Raw genomic sequence first — 15,426 nt, forward strand, 5'->3', positions numbered from 1 at the left:
CTTTGCCCCCTCTCACGGAGCCCAGCCGCACCCGCGTCGCGCTGGGCGTGAGCTACAACGGCCGCGCCTACGATGGCTGGCAGAGCCAGCCGGGAGGCCGCACGGTACAGGACCATCTGGAGCGCGCGCTGACGCAATTCAGCGCCCAGGACCCGGTGAAAACGCTGTGCGCCGGCCGCACCGACGCCGGCGTGCACGGCCTCATGCAGGTGGTTCATTTCGACACGCCACTCGAACGCGCGGAAAACGCCTGGGTGCGCGGCACCAACAGTTTTCTGCCCGACAACATTGCAGTTCAGTGGGCCCGGCACGTACCCGGCAGCTTTCATGCCCGCGCCAGCGCGCGCTCAAGGCGCTACGCCTATGTGCTGCTCGAGTCGCCCGTCCGGCCCAGCGTGGATGCCGGACAGGTGGGATGGGTCTTCAGGCCGCTGGCGCTCGAACCCATGGTCCAGGCGGCACAGGCTCTGGTCGGTGAACACGACTTCACCTCTTTCCGCGCTGCACAATGCCAGGCCCATTCGCCCGTCAAGCACCTGATGCGCGTGGACATCGCTCGTCGAGGAGACTACTGGCGTTTTGAGTTCGAGGCCTCGGCGTTCCTGCATCACATGATCCGCAACATCATGGGCTGTCTGATCGCGATCGGTGCAGGCAACCGCCCTGCGGCCTGGATGACCGAGGTGCTGCAGGCCCGCAGCCGTGACGCCGCAGCCCCCACCTTTTCCCCTGACGGTCTGTACTTTCTCGGGCCGGTCTACGATGCGACCTTTGGCCTGCCAGAGCGCACGCCCGCCTTCGACTGGTTGCCATGACCCCTCTTCACCGCACGCGCATCAAGATCTGCGGCCTCACCCGCGAGGTCGATGTGGACGCGGCCGTCCATACAGGGGCCGATGCCGTGGGCTTCGTCCTGTATGAAAAGAGTCCGCGCCATGTCACGGCACAACGGGCTGGCGAACTGGCGCGCCGACTGCCACCCTTTGTCACCCCGGTGCTCTTGTTCGTCAACGCAGGCCTCGACCAGATACGGACCGCCTGCGACGCAGTGCCCCAGGCACTTCTGCAGTTCCATGGCGATGAAACCGATGCCGAATGCCAGGCCGCGCGTCGGCCCTACCTGCGCGCGGCGCGCATTCCGACGGGCCCTGCCGCAGCGGGCTTCGATCTCCTAAAATACGCCACGGAACACGCTGCCGCCCAGGCCATCCTGCTCGACGCCCTGGTCGACGGTTACGGCGGCGGCGGTCAATCCTTCGACTGGACAGCATTCCCTTGGTCACATCCACTTCTAAACGCCAGCTCTCGCCTCGTTTTGTCTGGTGGACTCACGCCTGCAAACGTGACCGATGGCATCACGCGCGTGCGGCCCTGGGCCGTTGACGTGAGCTCGGGGGTCGAAGCCGCCAAAGGCATCAAGGACCCCGACAAGATGCTCGCCTTCGTGGCCGCTGTACGGGCGGCCGATGCGCAGAACTCCCGCTCGAGCTGACCCCGGTTTGCCTGGGTCAGGCGGGCCATCCCACCGGAAACACCATGCAGACCTATCAGCAACCCGACGCCCGAGGCCATTTCGGCATCTACGGCGGCAGCTTCGTGAGCGAGACGCTCACGCACGCGATCAACGAACTCAAGGCAGCGTACGCCAGGTACCAGCGCGACCCAGAATTCCTGGCCGAATTCAAGAGCGAACTGGCCCACTTCGTCGGCCGGCCCAGTCCGGTGTACCACGCCGCGCGCATGAGCCGCGAGGCGGGCGGCGCGCAGATCTTCCTGAAGCGGGAAGACCTCAACCACACCGGCGCACACAAGGTGAACAACACCATCGGCCAGGCCATGCTGGCCCGCCGCATGGGCAAGCCGCGCGTCATTGCAGAAACGGGTGCTGGCCAGCACGGCGTGGCCACGGCGACCATCTGCGCACGCTATGGCCTGGAATGCGTGGTGTACATGGGCAGCGAAGACGTGAAGCGTCAGAGCCCGAACGTCTACCGCATGAAGCTGCTCGGTGCCACGGTGGTGCCGGTGGAATCGGGCAGCAAGACGCTGAAGGACGCCCTGAATGAAGCCATGCGCGACTGGGTTGCCAATGTGGACAACACCTTCTACATCATCGGCACTGTGGCGGGCCCTCACCCGTACCCCATGATGGTGCGGGACTTCCAGAGCGTGATCGGCGAGGAATGCATCGTGCAGGTCCCTGAGATGCTGGCGACTGCCGGCTGCAAAGGCGAACAACCGGATGCGGTGATCGCCTGCGTGGGCGGCGGCAGCAATGCCATGGGCATCTTCCATCCCTACATCCCTTACGAGAACACACGGCTCATTGGCGTGGAGGCGGCCGGGGAAGGCCTGGAAAGCGGCAAACATTCCGCCTCCCTGCAGAAAGGCAGCCCGGGCGTGCTGCACGGCAACCGCACCTATGTGCTGCAGGACGACAACGGCCAGGTGACCGAAACCCACAGCATCAGCGCCGGGCTGGATTACCCCGGAGTGGGCCCCGAGCACGCCTTCCTGAAGGACATCGGCCGCGCCGAGTACGTGGGCATCACGGACACTGAGGCACTCCAGGCCTTCCATCTGCTGTGCCGCACCGAGGGCATCATTCCCGCGCTGGAGTCGAGCCACGCAGTGGCATACGCCCTCAAGCTCGCCCGCACCATGAAGCTGGAACAATCCATCCTGGTCAACCTGTCTGGCCGTGGCGACAAGGACATCGGTACCGTGGCCGACCTGTCTGGCGTGGACTTTTATGACAGACCTTCCATGCGCGGGCATACCGTGAAGGGGGGGGCTTCCCAATGAGCCGCATCGAAAAAACCCTGTCCCGGCTCAAGGCGGGGAATCGCAAAGCCTTGATCCCCTATGTCACGGCGGGCTTTCCGTTCGCCGACATCACGCCGGACCTGATGCACGGCATGGCCGAAGCCGGCGCCGACATCATCGAGCTCGGCGTGCCTTTCTCTGACCCCTCCGCCGACGGCCCGGTCATCCAGAAGGCAGGCGATCGCGCGCTCGCACTGGGTATCGGCATGACGCAGGTGTTGGCGATGGTGCGCAGCTTCCGCGAACGCAATGACACCACGCCGGTGGTGCTCATGGGCTATGCCAACCCGGTGGAGCGCTACGACCAGAAGCACGGGGCAGGTGCCTTCGTGCGCGACGCCAGTGCCGCAGGCGTGGACGGCGTGCTGATCGTCGACTACCCGCCCGAGGAATGCGAGGAGTTCGCCGCTTCACTCCGCGAACACGGGATGGACCTGATCTTCCTGCTCGCCCCCACCTCCACCGACGAGCGCATGGCGCAGGTGGCACGGGTGGCCAGCGGTTATGTGTACTACGTGTCGCTCAAGGGCGTCACCGGCGCGGGCACGCTGGACGTGGGCCAGGTCGAGGCCATGCTGCCGCGCATCCGCTCGCATGTGAGCGTGCCGGTGGGCGTGGGTTTCGGCATCCGCGATGCCGAAACCGCTCGCGCCATCGGCCAGTCCGCCGACGCGGTCGTGATCGGCAGCAAGATCATCCAGCTTCTGGAGAACGAGCCGCACGAGAAAGTGGTGGCGGTGGCCATCCAGTTCCTTCGCACCATCCGGAAAGCACTCGACGCATAATTCACGGTGGCGCCCGCCCTGGTGCCGCCGCACGGAGAAACACCATGTCCTGGCTAGAAAAACTGCTTCCCCCCAAGATCACTCCCACCGACCCAACGGAGCGCCGCAGCGTGCCCGAAGGCCTGTGGATCAAGTGCCCAAGCTGCGAAGCGGTGCTCTACAAGAACGATCTGGAAAAGAATCAGAACGTCTGCCCGCATTGCAGCCACCACCACCGCATCGGCGCGCGCGCGCGCCTCAATGCGTTCCTGGACGCCGAAGGCCGCTACGAGATCGCGCAGGAAGTGCTGCCAGTCGATGCGCTGAAATTCAAGGACAGCCGCAAGTACCCTGAACGCCTCAAGGACGCGCTGGAAACCACCGGCGAGACCGATGCACTCGTTGTCATGGGCGGGGCGGTGCACGGCCTCAGCGTGGTCGTCGCCTGTTTCGAATTCGACTTCATGGGCGGTTCCATGGGCTCGGTGGTCGGCGAGCGCTTCGTGCGCGGCGTCGAAGAAGCCATCGCACAGAAGGTGCCTTTCGTCTGCTTCACGGCGACCGGTGGCGCCCGCATGCAGGAAGGCCTGCTCTCGCTCATGCAGATGGCCAAGACCAATGCCGCACTGACCCGTCTGGCCAAGAAGGGCCTGCCCTACATCAGCGTGCTGACCGACCCGACCATGGGGGGTGTCAGTGCCGGCTTCGCTTTCGTGGGGGACGTGGTGATCGCCGAACCCAAGGCGCTGATCGGCTTTGCCGGTCCGCGGGTGATCGAGAACACCGTCCGTGTGAAGCTGCCCGAGGGCTTCCAGCGCGCCGAGTTCCTGCAAACCAAGGGTGCGGTGGACTTCATCTGCGACCGCCGTGAACTGCGTGCATCGGTGGCCAACACGCTGGCCATGCTGCAACGCCAGAGCGCCGATGCGGTGGTCGACGATTGAGTTCCACGCCTGGGGCTGAGGCGCTCACACTCTCACAGCTCCCGCTGTTCCCGCTTCAAACGGTTCTGTACCCAGGGGGTTGGCTCCCTTTGCGCATCTTCGAGGTGCGTTACCTTGACATGATTGGCCGCTGCCACAGGACCGGCGCGCCCTTCGGAGTGGTCTGCCTGAGCGAGGGCAGTGAGGTGCGGCGCGCTGACCCTAATGCCCCACCGGGCGGCGATGGCTTCGCGAAAGAGGTGTTTCATCCTGTGGGCACCCTGGCACAGATCGAAAGCCTGGGGAGACCCCAGCCCGGCCTGATGATGATTCAGTGCAAAGGCCTGCAGCGGTTCCATGTGCAGCGTCGCAACCAGTTGCCTCTTGGCCTGTGGGTGGCGGACGTGCAACTGGACGAACCCGAGGCGGTCGTACCGGTACCGGAGCACCTGGCCCACACCCGTGACCGTTTGCAGCGCCTGCTGCAGAACCTGCAGGAGCGCGACGCGCGCAGCCTGGAGCAGCTGCCGTTGCGACCACCGTACCAATGGGACGACAGCGGCTGGGTGGCGAACCGCTGGGCCGAATTGTTGCCAGCACCGGCCGAACTCAAACAGCGCCTCATGGTGCTCGACAGCCCGCTGCTGCGGCTGGAGCTGGTCTCGGACCTGCTCGAGAAACTCGGCCTCGACCGCTGAGGTGCTTTCTGGCAGGGCGTTCGCCGTGGTCAGCCTGGGAGCAGAGACAACGCGAGCATGTAGCGCTCATTGACCATCAATGCCGCCCATTCCGGCGCTGGCGCGCGCGGTAACAACGCTAGGCGTCGCTCTTCACTGGCAGCACTGGGTGTCCAGCGCCCTTCCAGTACGGCCCGGGACAGCGAGTCGATCGCCTCATCGATCGGCGCCCCTCCCGCCACCACCGACTGGTTGCAGAGCAAGACCATGTCACCGCCCGCGTCCAGCGAAGCCAGCGCGGCATCGGTAAAGCTGACCTCACGCCCCTCGATCTGGCGCGCCGCCGCCATGCTGAGATCGTCGCTGAAGATCGCACCCGTGAAACCGAGGCGGTGCCGAAGAATGTCTTGCAACCAATAGGCCGAGAAACCGGCCGGGCGCTTGTCCACCCTGGAATAGATGACATGAGCAGGCATCACTGCCTGGAGGCTGGCTGAAAGCCAGCCATAGGGGGCTGCATCATCGGCGAGAATGGTTTTCAGGCTTCGGTGGTCCACCGGAATCGCCAGATGCGAATCGGCCTTGACGAAGCCATGGCCCGGAAAATGTTTGCCGCAATGGGCCATGCCGCTCTGCGACAGGCCGTGCATCACCGCCTGCGCGAGCACGGTCACCATGCGCGGGTCGCGCCCGAAAGCGCGATCTCCGATCACGGAGCTCTCCCCATGATCGAGGTCCAGCACCGGTGCGAAAGTAAGGTCCACGCCGCAGGCACGCAGCTCAGCGCCCAGCACAAAACCCGCGGCGGTCGCCGCGTTCATGGCCCGCAATGCCGCCGCACCGTCTGCGTCGCCGGCTCTGGAACCGCGCAGCCACATCTCGCCCAACGCGGCCATGGGTGGCACGTGCGTGAAACCGTCCGTGCGGAAACGCTGCACACGGCCACCTTCGTGGTCCACCGCGACGAGCAAGTCCTGCCGGACTGCCTTGATCTGCCGGCACAGCGCAGTGAGTTGTCCACGGTCGTTCCAGTTGCGTCCGAACAGGATCACGCCACCCACCAACGGATGCGCCAGGCGTTGGCGATCCAGGGTAGTGAGGCTGTGTCCGGCCACGTCGATGATGAGAGGTGCGTGTGAATGCATGGGGTCGTTCTGAAGACGTCGCTCAGTCGCGCTCCACCACCACGAAACTGGCGGCGTAGTCGGATTCGTCGGTCACGGTGACATGGGCACGCAATCCTTGCGACTCGAACCAGGTTTTGAGTTCACCGTGCAACACGATGACGGGCTGACCGCTGGGCAGGTTGCCTATCTCGCAGCCTCGCCAGGTCATCGGCATGCGCATGCCCAGGCCGATCGCCTTGGAGAAAGCTTCCTTGGCCGAAAAACGGGTGGCAAGGAACCGCATGCCGCGCTGAGGCCAGCGCGCGCTGCGCTTTTGCCAGACGACAATCTCGGCATCGCTCAGCACCTTGCGCACGAAACGCTCGCCCTGGCGCTCCAGCACGGCTTCGATGCGCCGGATGTCGCAGATGTCGGTTCCGATGCCGTAGATCATGAAGCGAAGGCGTCGTTGATGCAGCGGTTGTAGTCGGCAATCGTCGCGCTGTAACCGAGCTCCAGCGCGTCTGCAATCAGGGCATGACCAATGGAAACCTCCGCCACGCCCGGCACGGTGCGCACGAAAGCCGTGAGATTCTCCCGATTGAGATCGTGCCCCGCGTTGACCCCCAGGCCGGCGTCCAGTGCGGCCTGTGCAGCCGCCTTGAATCGCTGCAGCTGCTCATCACGCCGGGAGGTGTGCCACGCGGCGGCGTAGGGCTCGGTATAGAGCTCGACCCGATCCGCCCCCACGGCCCTGGCGGCGGCCATCTGAGCCGGATCGGCATCCATGAACAGGCTCACACGCACGCCCAGCTCGCGGGCCTGCGCAATGACAGGACGCAGGCGGTCGGCATCGGCGGGAAAACTCCATCCGTGGTCGCTGGTGAATTGCCCCTCACTGTCGGGCACGAAGGTGACTTGCTGTGGCCGCAGTTCACGCACGAAACCCATGAGGTTGTGGAACGGGTTGCCTTCGATGTTGAACTCGCAGTCAGGCCATGCCTTGAGCAGCGCCGCGAGGTCGTGCACATCGTGCGCCCGAATGTGGCGTTCATCTGGTCGGGGGTGCACCGTGATGCCATGTGCACCGGCCTCGAGGCACAGCGTTGCAGCCCTCGTGACCGAAGGAATGCCCAGATGCCGCGTGTTGCGCACCAGAGCCACCTTGTTGAGATTCACCGACAGGGCGGTCCTGGAAAGCGGGGAGCGGGAGGCCTCGGTCATGATTCGGTCGCGGCAGGAAGATTGTCTGAAGGGACTGCATCACCACCCACAGGCCTTGGCGGCCGCGTCATGGCTTGCACGTCGAGCATCAACTGGCGGGTCTTGAACACGCGCACGCCGCAATGGTAGTGCAGCAGGTTGCGCAAAGGCACACGCACCGCTTGCAGGCAGGCCGCGCAGGCACGCAGGGTCGGAATAAAGGGTGCAGGCTCATCCATCGCGGCCTGGAGATCCAGCCACTGTTCGCCCGTGAGCGCATGCGGATCGTCCACCCCTGAAGGGGCCAGGCCGCTCTCCGGCACCAGCACATATCGGCGCTGTGGATGGAGTTCGGCCAGCGTGTTGCTCTCCTGGCCGAGGTCGGGCAGGAGGCCCACGTCGCGCAGCAGCAGCAGCTCGAACGCGCGCAGGATGAGCGGCTGCGCATCACCTCTTTCCGCGAGCAGTTGCACGGCCGCAGCGTAGTGGCCGAACAGCCGCTCGTGAGGGTCATCGCGGGCCAGCAGACGCATGAGCAGTTCGTTGAGGTAGCTGCCCGACATCAGCGCATCGCCAGTGGGCATGACGTGCCCTCCCTGCCAGTGTGCGGCCTTGAGCGTACGCACCTCCGCATCACCGCTCCAGGACACGAGCAGAGGCTGCAAAGGCAACAGCACAGGGCGAAACTGGGAAGTGGGTCGCTTCACCCCCTTGGCCACCATGGCAATGCGGCCATGGCGGCGTGTGAAGACCTCCAGCACCAGACTCGTCTCGCTCCAGTCGTAACGGTGCAGGACGAAGGCGGGTTCGTCAGAGAAACGTTTCAGGGCCATGCCATCCGGCCTTGCCGACGTGGGGGTGGGGCGGGCTTATTCGTAGCCGAACGATCGCACGCGTGCGTCGTCGTCCGCCCAGCCCGAGCGCACCTTCACCCAGAGCTCCAAGAACACCTTGCAGTCCCAGAGCTTCTCCAGCTCCTGGCGTGCCTCGGTGCCGATGCGCTTGAGCTTTTCACCCTTTTCACCGATCACCATGCCCTTGTGCCCCTCGCGTTCGACCACGATCGTGGCGGCAATGCGCCTGAGCGCGCCTTCCTCCTCGAACTTGTCGATGACCACAGTGGACGTGTACGGCAGCTCGTCGCCCGTCAGCCGGAACAGCTTTTCGCGCACCATTTCACTGGCCATGAAGCGCTCGCTGCGGTCCGTCAGATCATCCGGGTCGTGCATCCAGGGTTGCTGGGGCAGGTACTTCTCGCAGATCGCGAAGAGACGCTGGATGTCCCTGGGTGCCTTGGCCGACATCGGCACGAACTCGGCGAAGGGGTGGCGCTCCTGCATGGAGCGCAGCCACGGTGCGAGATCACCCCGGCGGTGCACCAGATCGAACTTGTTGGCGACCAGCATGACGGGCACCTTGGGCGGCAAGGCCGACAACGCTTTGGCATCGGCCAGATTGAAACGGCCTGCCTCGACCACGAAAAGAATGAGGTCGACATCGTTGACCGCTCCCAGCACGGTCTTGTTCAAGGCCCGGTTGAGCGCGTTGCCATGACGGGTCTGGAAACCTGGCGTGTCCACGAAGACGAACTGCGTCGGCCCAACGGTGCGGATGCCCGTGATGCGGTGGCGTGTCGTCTGCGCCTTGCGCGAGGTGATGCTCACCTTCTGTCCCACAAGCGCATTGAGCAAGGTGGACTTGCCGACATTGGGCTTGCCGATGATGGCAACAAACCCGCACCGCTGTGCCGAAGGGTCCACCTCGATGTCCGCCGATGGACGAGCAGGAGCGTCCGGAGCGCCGGGAGCAGGCGCCGTGTCCTTGCCCAGCACCTTGGCCAGCATGGCGTCCAGGTCGGGGTTGGCAGGAGACTGGGCAGAAGGGTCTGGCATGAATCAGGAGGACTGGGGGGTGCGGGGCACCACCGATGGAGAAGCCGGATTTCCGGGGGTCAGATGTTGCAGCATGGCGGCGGCGGCGGCTTGCTCACCGGCCCGCCGCGATGCACCGATACCCCGTTCGCTGTGCCCCGTCTCCATGACGGTGCATTCCACATCGAAGGTCTGCTTGTGTGCCTCACCCAGGGTGGCCACCACCCGGTAGGACGGCAGCTTCATTTTGCGCGCCTGCAGCCACTCCTGCAATTCGGTCTTCGGATCCTTGCCCATGGCACTCATCTGCGCGTTGAGTTCGATGCCACTGAACAGCCGCTGGACCAGAGCGGCAGCCACCTCGAAACCCGCGTCGAGATAGACGGCACCGATCACAGCCTCCAGCGCGTCGGCCAGGATGGAGGGCCGCTTGTGTCCTCCGGAACGCTTTTCACCGTCGCCCAGGCGCAAGCAATTGGAAAGACCCAGTTCGCCGGCAATGCGGAACAAGGTGTCCTGCTTGACCAGATTGGCCCGCACGCGCGACAGATCCCCCTCGGGCAGCTGATTGAGCTTCTCGAACAGCAGGCCGGAAATGGCGAGGCTGAGCACGGAATCACCCAGAAACTCCAGCCGCTCGTTGTGGTCGGACGTGAAGCTGCGATGCGTCAACGCACGCTCCAGCAGGCGCGGGTTGGCGAACGGATGCTGAAGGCGCTTCTGAAGCGCGAGCAATTCGGGGCTCAATGGCACCAGCGCCCGCCAGGGCGCCGCCCGTCTATGGCAGTCACTTGGAACGGCCTTCGTACTTCATGACCAGAAAGGCCGGTCCGACCAGATGAATTTCGCGCGGATAAGCAAACGACACCACCACGCGATCACCCGTCTTGCCCACCGTGAGGTCCTTGCCGGAGATGCTGGTGATGTCGTCAATCTGCGCGGCCTTGTCGAAGATGCTTCGGACTTCCGCAACCGTGCTGCCTGCGGCCGCCTTGTCGACGGCCTTCTGCACGGCAAGAAACTCAACATATGTTGGGGCCACCTGCGCCAGGATGACGCCTGTGTACGCCAGCAGGATGCCCACGATCAGCAAGCCCACGAAAGTCAGGCCCCGTTGTTGTCGCTTCAGCTTCATCTGTTCATCCCCTTGAAACCAAACTGCTGAATCACTCGAACGACCCGATGCGGCCGAGATCCCCGAAGTTCATCCAGACAAAAAAGGCCTTGCCCACGATATTCGCCTCGGGCACGAAGCCCCAATAGCGCGAATCCAGGGAGTTGTCGCGATTGTCACCCATCATGAAATAGTGACCTTCAGGCACCTTGCAGGTCACACCTTCGACGGTGTAGCGGCAAGCATTGCTGAAGGGGAACTCCGTGGTGCCCTGGATGAATGCAGGGCGGTCATCGTCGTTGAGGGTGTTATAGCTTCGCGCGTCCAGGGTTTCGCGGAACTGGCGCGCGTAACGCATGGTCTCGCTGTCGAAGAATTCGGGCTGTGCCACGCGTGGCACCGGCTTGCCGTTCACGGTGATCTGCTTGTTCAGGTAGGCGACCTCGTCGCCCGGCACCCCGATCACTCGCTTGATGTAATCCAGACTGGGTTGCGGCGGATAGCGGAACACCATCACATCGCCGCGCTGCGGCTTGTGATTCTCGAAGAGCATGGTGTTGAACACGGGCATCCGCACTCCATAGTGGAATTTGTTGACCAGTATGAGATCACCCACCCGCAATGTGGGGATCATGGAGCCAGACGGTATCTTGAAGGGCTCGAACAGAAAGGAGCGCAGCACAAAGACAGCAAGAATCACCGGAAACAGGCCGGCGGTCCAATCCAGCCACCAGGGCTGGGCCAGCAGTTTCTGGCGCGCGTTCTCCACATCGCCCTCGATGTGCGTGAACCCCTGCTTGAGCAAGGCTTCTTTGCGGACGTTGTGTTCATCCAGCAACTGCTGTGCAGCGCGGCGGCGGCGCGGCAGGAAAACGAGCTTTTCGATCACCCAGTAAATGCCCGTCACTACCGTGGCCAGCATCAGCAGGACAGCGAAATTGCCCTCCACCACACCGGTGTACCAGGCGCCCGCGTACGCAGCGAACGCCGCCAGGATCACCGCAGTGATCGTTCCCATGATCGCCTGCATCAGTCTTGCACCTGCAAAATGGCGAGAAAAGCCTCCTGGGGCACTTCAACGGAACCGATCTGTTTCATGCGCTTCTTGCCTGCTTTCTGTTTTTCGAGGAGTTTGCGTTTGCGCGTGATGTCACCGCCGTAGCATTTTGCCAGCACGTTCTTGCGCAGCGCTTTGATGGTTTCCCGGGCGATCACGTTACCGCCGATGGCCGCCTGAATGGCGACGTCGAACATCTGGCGGCTGATGATCTCACGCATCTTGGCTGCAACCGCCCGGCCCCGGTACTGTGCCTGGGTGCGGTGCACGATGATGGACAAGGCGTCCACCTTCTCGCCGTTGAGCAGGATGTCCACCTTCACCACATCGGACGCCCGGTACTCCTTGAATTCATAGTCCATGGATGCATAGCCACGGCTGACCGATTTCAGCTTGTCGAAAAAGTCCAGCACGATCTCGCCCAGCGGCATGTCATAGGTCAGCATGACCTGCTTGCCGTGGTACGCCATGTTGATCTGCAGGCCACGCTTCTGGTTGGCCAGCGTCATCACCGCCCCCACATATTCCTGGGGCATGTAAAGGTGCACCGTCACGATCGGCTCGCGAATCTCCTCGATACGCCCCTGGTCAGGCATCTTGGACGGGTTCTCGACCATGATGACCTCGCCATCGGGTTTGACCACCTGATAGACCACGCTCGGCGCGGTGGTGATGAGATCCTGGTCGAACTCGCGCTCCAGCCGCTCCTGCACGATCTCCATGTGCAGGAGCCCCAGAAAACCGCAACGGAAACCGAATCCGAGCGCCTGTGAGACTTCAGGCTCATAGTGCAACGATGCGTCGTTGAGCTTGAGCTTTTCCAGCGCGTCCCGCAAGGCATCGTACTGGTTGGCCTCGGTCGGGTACAGGCCCGCGAACACCTGGGGCTGCACCTCCTTGAAACCGGGCAACGCTTCTGCGGCCGGGCCGGCGTTGTTGGGCAGCTTCTTTTCCAGCGTGATGGTGTCACCCACCTTCGCCGCCTGCAGCTCCTTGATGCCGGCGATGATGTAGCCCACCTCGCCAGCTTCCAGCGACTCGCGCGCTTCGTTGGCGGGCGTGAAGACACCCAGGTTGTCGGCGTTGTAGACGGTGTTGGTCGCCATCATCTTGATGCGCTCGCCCTTGAGCAGACGTCCATCGACCACACGCACCAGCATCACGACCCCCACATAGGCGTCGTACCAGCTGTCGACAATCATGGCCCGCAAGGGCGCGTCGGGCTGCCCCTTGGGCGAGGGGATTCGCGCGACCACCGCTTCGAGAATGTCTTCGACCCCCATGCCTGTCTTCGCCGAGCAGGGGATGGCATCGGTGGCATCGATACCGATCACGTCCTCGATTTCGCGTTTGGCGTTGTCGGGATCAGCGTTGGGCAGATCCATCTTGTTCAGCACGGGCACCACTTCCACGCCCAGATCCAGCGCGGTGTAGCAATTGGCCACGGTCTGGGCCTCCACGCCCTGGCTGGCATCCACCACCAGCAACGCGCCTTCGCATGCGGACAGCGATCGGGAAACCTCGTAGGAGAAGTCGACATGCCCCGGGGTATCGATCAGATTGAGGTTGTAGACCTGCCCGTCGCGCGCCTTGTAGCGGAGCGCCGCCGTCTGCGCCTTGATGGTGATGCCGCGCTCTTTCTCGATGTCCATGGAGTCGAGCACCTGCTCGCTCATCTCACGGTCAGACAATCCCCCGCACAAGGAAATGATGCGATCAGCGAGGGTGGACTTGCCATGGTCGATGTGCGCGATGATCGAAAAATTGCGGATGTGTTTCATCAGGAAAAGCGGCTCGGCACGAGAGGAACACCGCAGGTTCGGACAGGAACGTGCGGCCATAAAAAAGGGCGCGTCAGCTGCTGACGCGCCCGTAACCAACAATCAATGGCAACTGCGATAGTTGGGGTTTCATTGTAGGCAAAAAGCCCGGAATGCACACCTCCGAACCTGCGTCGTCACCCTGTTGCAGCGCAGCAACGTCAAAGTTATTCACAGATAATCCACAGAAAAATGCGGGCAACATGTGCACCGTCTGTGGATGACATGGGGGCTTCTCGTGCCACTTCCACATCGTGGATCGAGGTGGCGCATGAACACGGGAATCTGTTCAGAATAGGTGCCATTTTAGCGAATTCCGTCATGAGACATCCAAAGATTGTGAGCATTCACTAACAATTCATCACTCAAGAAATATCCGCACTGTGGAAAACCCGGTGTGGTGAATCGGCCACCCCAAAAAATAACCCCCAATCCCAATCGGGACAGGGGGTTATTGACACACGGACCCGAAGTCAGCGCGAGGCGCGGATCACCGCATACTGGGCCCATTCACCACGCCGGAACAGGACATTGATGGGGCGGGCTTTCTCCACCTTGGCCAGCGCGGCCTCAACATCCTTCACGCTGGCAATCTCGCTGTTGGCGATCGCCACGATGACATCCCCTTCGCGCAACCCGGCCCGCGCAGCGGCGCCGTCGGCGGACGCGATACGCACACCCCCCTTGAGATTGAGTTCCTTCTTGTCCGCCGCCGTCAGCTCGGTCAGGCTCAGGCCAAGTGCCTGCAGGGCATTGCTGGACTGGGGCTTGGTGGGCTCGGGTGTCGCCGCCTTGGCCTCCGTGCGCTCGGGCTCCAGTTCGGCCACGATGACGGAAAGCTCCCGTTGACTGCCTCGTCGGAAGACCGTCATGCTGCTCTTGCTGCCGGGCTTGGTATTGCCAACCAGTCTCGGAAGGTCTACCGACTTGTCGATGTCCTTGCCATCGAATTTCAGGATGATGTCGCCCGGCTCGACGCCCGCCTTGGCCGCGGGAGAGTTGGGTTCGACGCCACGCACCAAGGCGCCCTTGGACTGGCCCAATCCGATGGATTCAGCGACGTCCTTGCTGACCTGATCGATCTGGACACCGATACGACCTCGCGTCACACGCCCACTGGTCCGCAATTGATCGGACACGCGCACCGCTTCATCGATCGGGATGGCAAACGAGATGCCCTGGAAACCGCCGGAGCGCGAGTAGATCTGGCTGTTGATACCCACCACCTCGCCACGCATGTTGATCAGTGGGCCACCTGAATTTCCGGGGTTGATCGCCACGTCCGTCTGGATGAAAGGCAGAAAGTCACCCGTGTCGCGCTGCTTGGCACTCACGATGCCCGCGGTCACCGAGTTTTCCAGTCCAAATGGAGAACCGATGGCCATCACCCACTCACCCACGCGCAGGCGGTTGATGTCACCGATCTTGACGGCCGTCAGGCCCGTGGCCTCGATTTTCACCACCGCCACATCGGTGCGTTTGTCAGCACCCACGATCTTGGCCTTGAACTCGCGCTTGTCCGGCAGGGTGACGATCACCTCATCAGCACCTTCGACGACGTGCGCGTTCGTCATGATGAGACCGTCTGCGCTCAGGATGAACCCTGATCCGACACCACGAGGCTGCGCCTCCTCGGAGGGCGCACGCTCCTGGCGTGGCCCGCGCGGGTTCATACCGGGAGGAATGGGAATACCGAAGCGGCGGAAAAACTCCAGCATCTGCTCATCCGGTGCCGAGCCACCCGAGCTGTCCCTGCTGGCGCGCTCCATCGTGCGGATGTTCACCACCGAAGGCCCGACCTGATCAACCAAGTCGGTGAAGTCGGGCAGACCACGAACGCTGGCGGCAGGAGGAACGGTCGGGACGCTGGTCTGGGCGCCCGCGGGCATCGAAAGGACAAAACCGGTCACCGCCAGTGCGGTCGCTGTCAAAAGGCCAGCCAGCGGCGCTTTCGCGTCAGGAATGTGCGTCATGAAAATCCTTTACAGGTACGCAAAACGAAATGACAACCGAAAAAGAAGCATGTGGTAGGAAACCCCCCCGAACTGTGCTACGCAGGGAACGA

Annotated in this window: 16 protein-coding genes; 6 read left to right on the top strand and 10 right to left on the bottom strand. The window is 63.2% G+C overall.

Features of this window, described 5'->3' with window-relative positions:
- The first annotated feature begins 2 nt into the window (after window positions 1–2).
- The 6 genes from truA to J2X09_RS12710 are packed head-to-tail and all read left to right on the top strand — an operon-like array spanning window position 3 to window position 5,211.
- A complete protein-coding gene (gene truA, locus J2X09_RS12685) occupies window positions 3–815 on the top strand; it encodes a tRNA pseudouridine(38-40) synthase TruA (RefSeq protein ID WP_204733736.1) in 813 nt (270 codons plus the stop codon).
- A complete protein-coding gene (locus J2X09_RS12690) occupies window positions 812–1,492 on the top strand; it encodes a phosphoribosylanthranilate isomerase (RefSeq protein ID WP_204733735.1) in 681 nt (226 codons plus the stop codon). The genes truA and J2X09_RS12690 overlap by 4 nt, the downstream gene beginning before the upstream one ends.
- A gap of 44 nt (window positions 1,493–1,536) precedes the next feature.
- Window positions 1,537–2,805, top strand: coding sequence for a tryptophan synthase subunit beta (trpB, locus tag J2X09_RS12695; protein WP_204733734.1), 1,269 nt, complete (start codon window positions 1,537–1,539; stop codon window positions 2,803–2,805).
- On the top strand, window positions 2,802–3,611 hold the full coding sequence (trpA, locus tag J2X09_RS12700) for a tryptophan synthase subunit alpha (protein WP_204733733.1): 810 nt from the start codon (window positions 2,802–2,804) through the stop codon (window positions 3,609–3,611). The genes trpB and trpA overlap by 4 nt, the downstream gene beginning before the upstream one ends.
- Before the next feature lie 44 nt (window positions 3,612–3,655).
- On the top strand, window positions 3,656–4,534 hold the full coding sequence (gene accD / locus J2X09_RS12705) for an acetyl-CoA carboxylase, carboxyltransferase subunit beta (RefSeq protein ID WP_204733732.1): 879 nt from the start codon (window positions 3,656–3,658) through the stop codon (window positions 4,532–4,534).
- Window positions 4,531–5,211: an LON peptidase substrate-binding domain-containing protein gene (locus J2X09_RS12710; protein WP_204733731.1), complete on the top strand. Its 681-nt coding sequence runs from the start codon at window positions 4,531–4,533 to the stop codon at window positions 5,209–5,211. The genes accD and J2X09_RS12710 overlap by 4 nt, the downstream gene beginning before the upstream one ends.
- A gap of 29 nt (window positions 5,212–5,240) precedes the next feature.
- Here the strand turns inward: J2X09_RS12710 and nagZ are convergent, their stop codons facing one another.
- The 10 genes from nagZ to J2X09_RS12760 all read right to left on the bottom strand — a co-directional run bounded on the left by nagZ (window position 5,241) and on the right by J2X09_RS12760 (window position 15,334).
- Window positions 5,241–6,335 carry a beta-N-acetylhexosaminidase gene (gene nagZ, locus J2X09_RS12715; RefSeq protein WP_204733730.1) on the bottom strand — a complete coding sequence of 365 codons (1,095 nt, stop codon included), beginning with the start codon at window positions 6,333–6,335 and terminating at the stop codon, window positions 5,241–5,243.
- A gap of 22 nt (window positions 6,336–6,357) precedes the next feature.
- Window positions 6,358–6,750 (bottom strand): holo-ACP synthase, encoded by a 393-nt coding sequence (gene acpS / locus J2X09_RS12720; RefSeq protein ID WP_204733729.1) that lies wholly within the window; start codon window positions 6,748–6,750, stop codon window positions 6,358–6,360.
- Window positions 6,747–7,520, bottom strand: coding sequence for a pyridoxine 5'-phosphate synthase (locus tag J2X09_RS12725; RefSeq protein WP_204733728.1), 774 nt, complete (start codon window positions 7,518–7,520; stop codon window positions 6,747–6,749). The genes acpS and J2X09_RS12725 overlap by 4 nt, the downstream gene beginning before the upstream one ends.
- On the bottom strand, window positions 7,517–8,332 hold the full coding sequence (gene recO / locus J2X09_RS12730; RefSeq protein WP_204733727.1) for a DNA repair protein RecO: 816 nt from the start codon (window positions 8,330–8,332) through the stop codon (window positions 7,517–7,519). Before recO ends, J2X09_RS12725 begins: the two co-directional genes overlap by 4 nt.
- Window positions 8,333–8,368: 36 nt before the next feature.
- Window positions 8,369–9,391 carry a GTPase Era gene (era, locus tag J2X09_RS12735; protein WP_310308427.1) on the bottom strand — a complete coding sequence of 341 codons (1,023 nt, stop codon included), beginning with the start codon at window positions 9,389–9,391 and terminating at the stop codon, window positions 8,369–8,371.
- 3 nt (window positions 9,392–9,394) lie between these two features.
- Entirely contained in the window at window positions 9,395–10,117 is a 723-nt protein-coding gene (rnc, locus tag J2X09_RS12740; RefSeq protein WP_204733915.1) for a ribonuclease III, read from the bottom strand.
- Window positions 10,118–10,157: 40 nt separating this feature from the next.
- Window positions 10,158–10,505 (bottom strand): DUF4845 domain-containing protein, encoded by a 348-nt coding sequence (locus J2X09_RS12745; RefSeq protein ID WP_204733726.1) that lies wholly within the window; start codon window positions 10,503–10,505, stop codon window positions 10,158–10,160.
- 31 nt (window positions 10,506–10,536) lie between these two features.
- The gene (gene lepB / locus J2X09_RS12750) at window positions 10,537–11,502 is read right to left on the bottom strand and encodes a signal peptidase I (protein WP_310308430.1); all 966 of its coding nucleotides are present in this window, start codon (window positions 11,500–11,502) and stop codon (window positions 10,537–10,539) included.
- Between the two features lie 11 nt (window positions 11,503–11,513).
- On the bottom strand, window positions 11,514–13,322 hold the full coding sequence (gene lepA, locus J2X09_RS12755; protein WP_204733724.1) for a translation elongation factor 4: 1,809 nt from the start codon (window positions 13,320–13,322) through the stop codon (window positions 11,514–11,516).
- 512 nt (window positions 13,323–13,834) lie between these two features.
- Complete coding sequence (locus J2X09_RS12760; protein ID WP_310308432.1) at window positions 13,835–15,334, bottom strand: Do family serine endopeptidase; 1,500 nt, start codon at window positions 15,332–15,334, stop codon at window positions 13,835–13,837.
- Window positions 15,335–15,426 lie beyond the last annotated feature (92 nt).

Source organism: Hydrogenophaga laconesensis (assembly GCF_031457235.1).
Classification (GTDB): Bacteria; Pseudomonadota; Gammaproteobacteria; order Burkholderiales; family Burkholderiaceae_C; genus Hydrogenophaga; species Hydrogenophaga laconesensis.

What these genes read in the sequence shown, in the direction of transcription:
- J2X09_RS12690 (WP_204733735.1), top strand. Translation starts at nt 812, where the DNA reads ATGACCCCTCTTCACCGCACGCGCATCAAGATCTGCGGCCTCACCCGC.
- trpB (WP_204733734.1), top strand. Translation starts at nt 1,537, where the DNA reads ATGCAGACCTATCAGCAACCCGACGCCCGAGGCCATTTCGGCATCTAC.
- trpA (WP_204733733.1), top strand. Translation starts at nt 2,802, where the DNA reads ATGAGCCGCATCGAAAAAACCCTGTCCCGGCTCAAGGCGGGGAATCGC.
- accD (WP_204733732.1), top strand. Translation starts at nt 3,656, where the DNA reads ATGTCCTGGCTAGAAAAACTGCTTCCCCCCAAGATCACTCCCACCGAC.
- nagZ (WP_204733730.1), bottom strand. Translation starts at nt 6,335, where the DNA reads ATGCATTCACACGCACCTCTCATCATCGACGTGGCCGGACACAGCCTC.
- acpS (WP_204733729.1), bottom strand. Translation starts at nt 6,750, where the DNA reads ATGATCTACGGCATCGGAACCGACATCTGCGACATCCGGCGCATCGAA.
- J2X09_RS12725 (WP_204733728.1), bottom strand. Translation starts at nt 7,520, where the DNA reads ATGACCGAGGCCTCCCGCTCCCCGCTTTCCAGGACCGCCCTGTCGGTG.
- recO (WP_204733727.1), bottom strand. Translation starts at nt 8,332, where the DNA reads ATGGCCCTGAAACGTTTCTCTGACGAACCCGCCTTCGTCCTGCACCGT.
- era (WP_310308427.1), bottom strand. Translation starts at nt 9,391, where the DNA reads ATGCCAGACCCTTCTGCCCAGTCTCCTGCCAACCCCGACCTGGACGCC.
- J2X09_RS12745 (WP_204733726.1), bottom strand. Translation starts at nt 10,505, where the DNA reads ATGAAGCTGAAGCGACAACAACGGGGCCTGACTTTCGTGGGCTTGCTG.
- lepB (WP_310308430.1), bottom strand. Translation starts at nt 11,502, where the DNA reads ATGGGAACGATCACTGCGGTGATCCTGGCGGCGTTCGCTGCGTACGCG.
- lepA (WP_204733724.1), bottom strand. Translation starts at nt 13,322, where the DNA reads ATGAAACACATCCGCAATTTTTCGATCATCGCGCACATCGACCATGGC.
- J2X09_RS12760 (WP_310308432.1), bottom strand. Translation starts at nt 15,334, where the DNA reads ATGACGCACATTCCTGACGCGAAAGCGCCGCTGGCTGGCCTTTTGACA.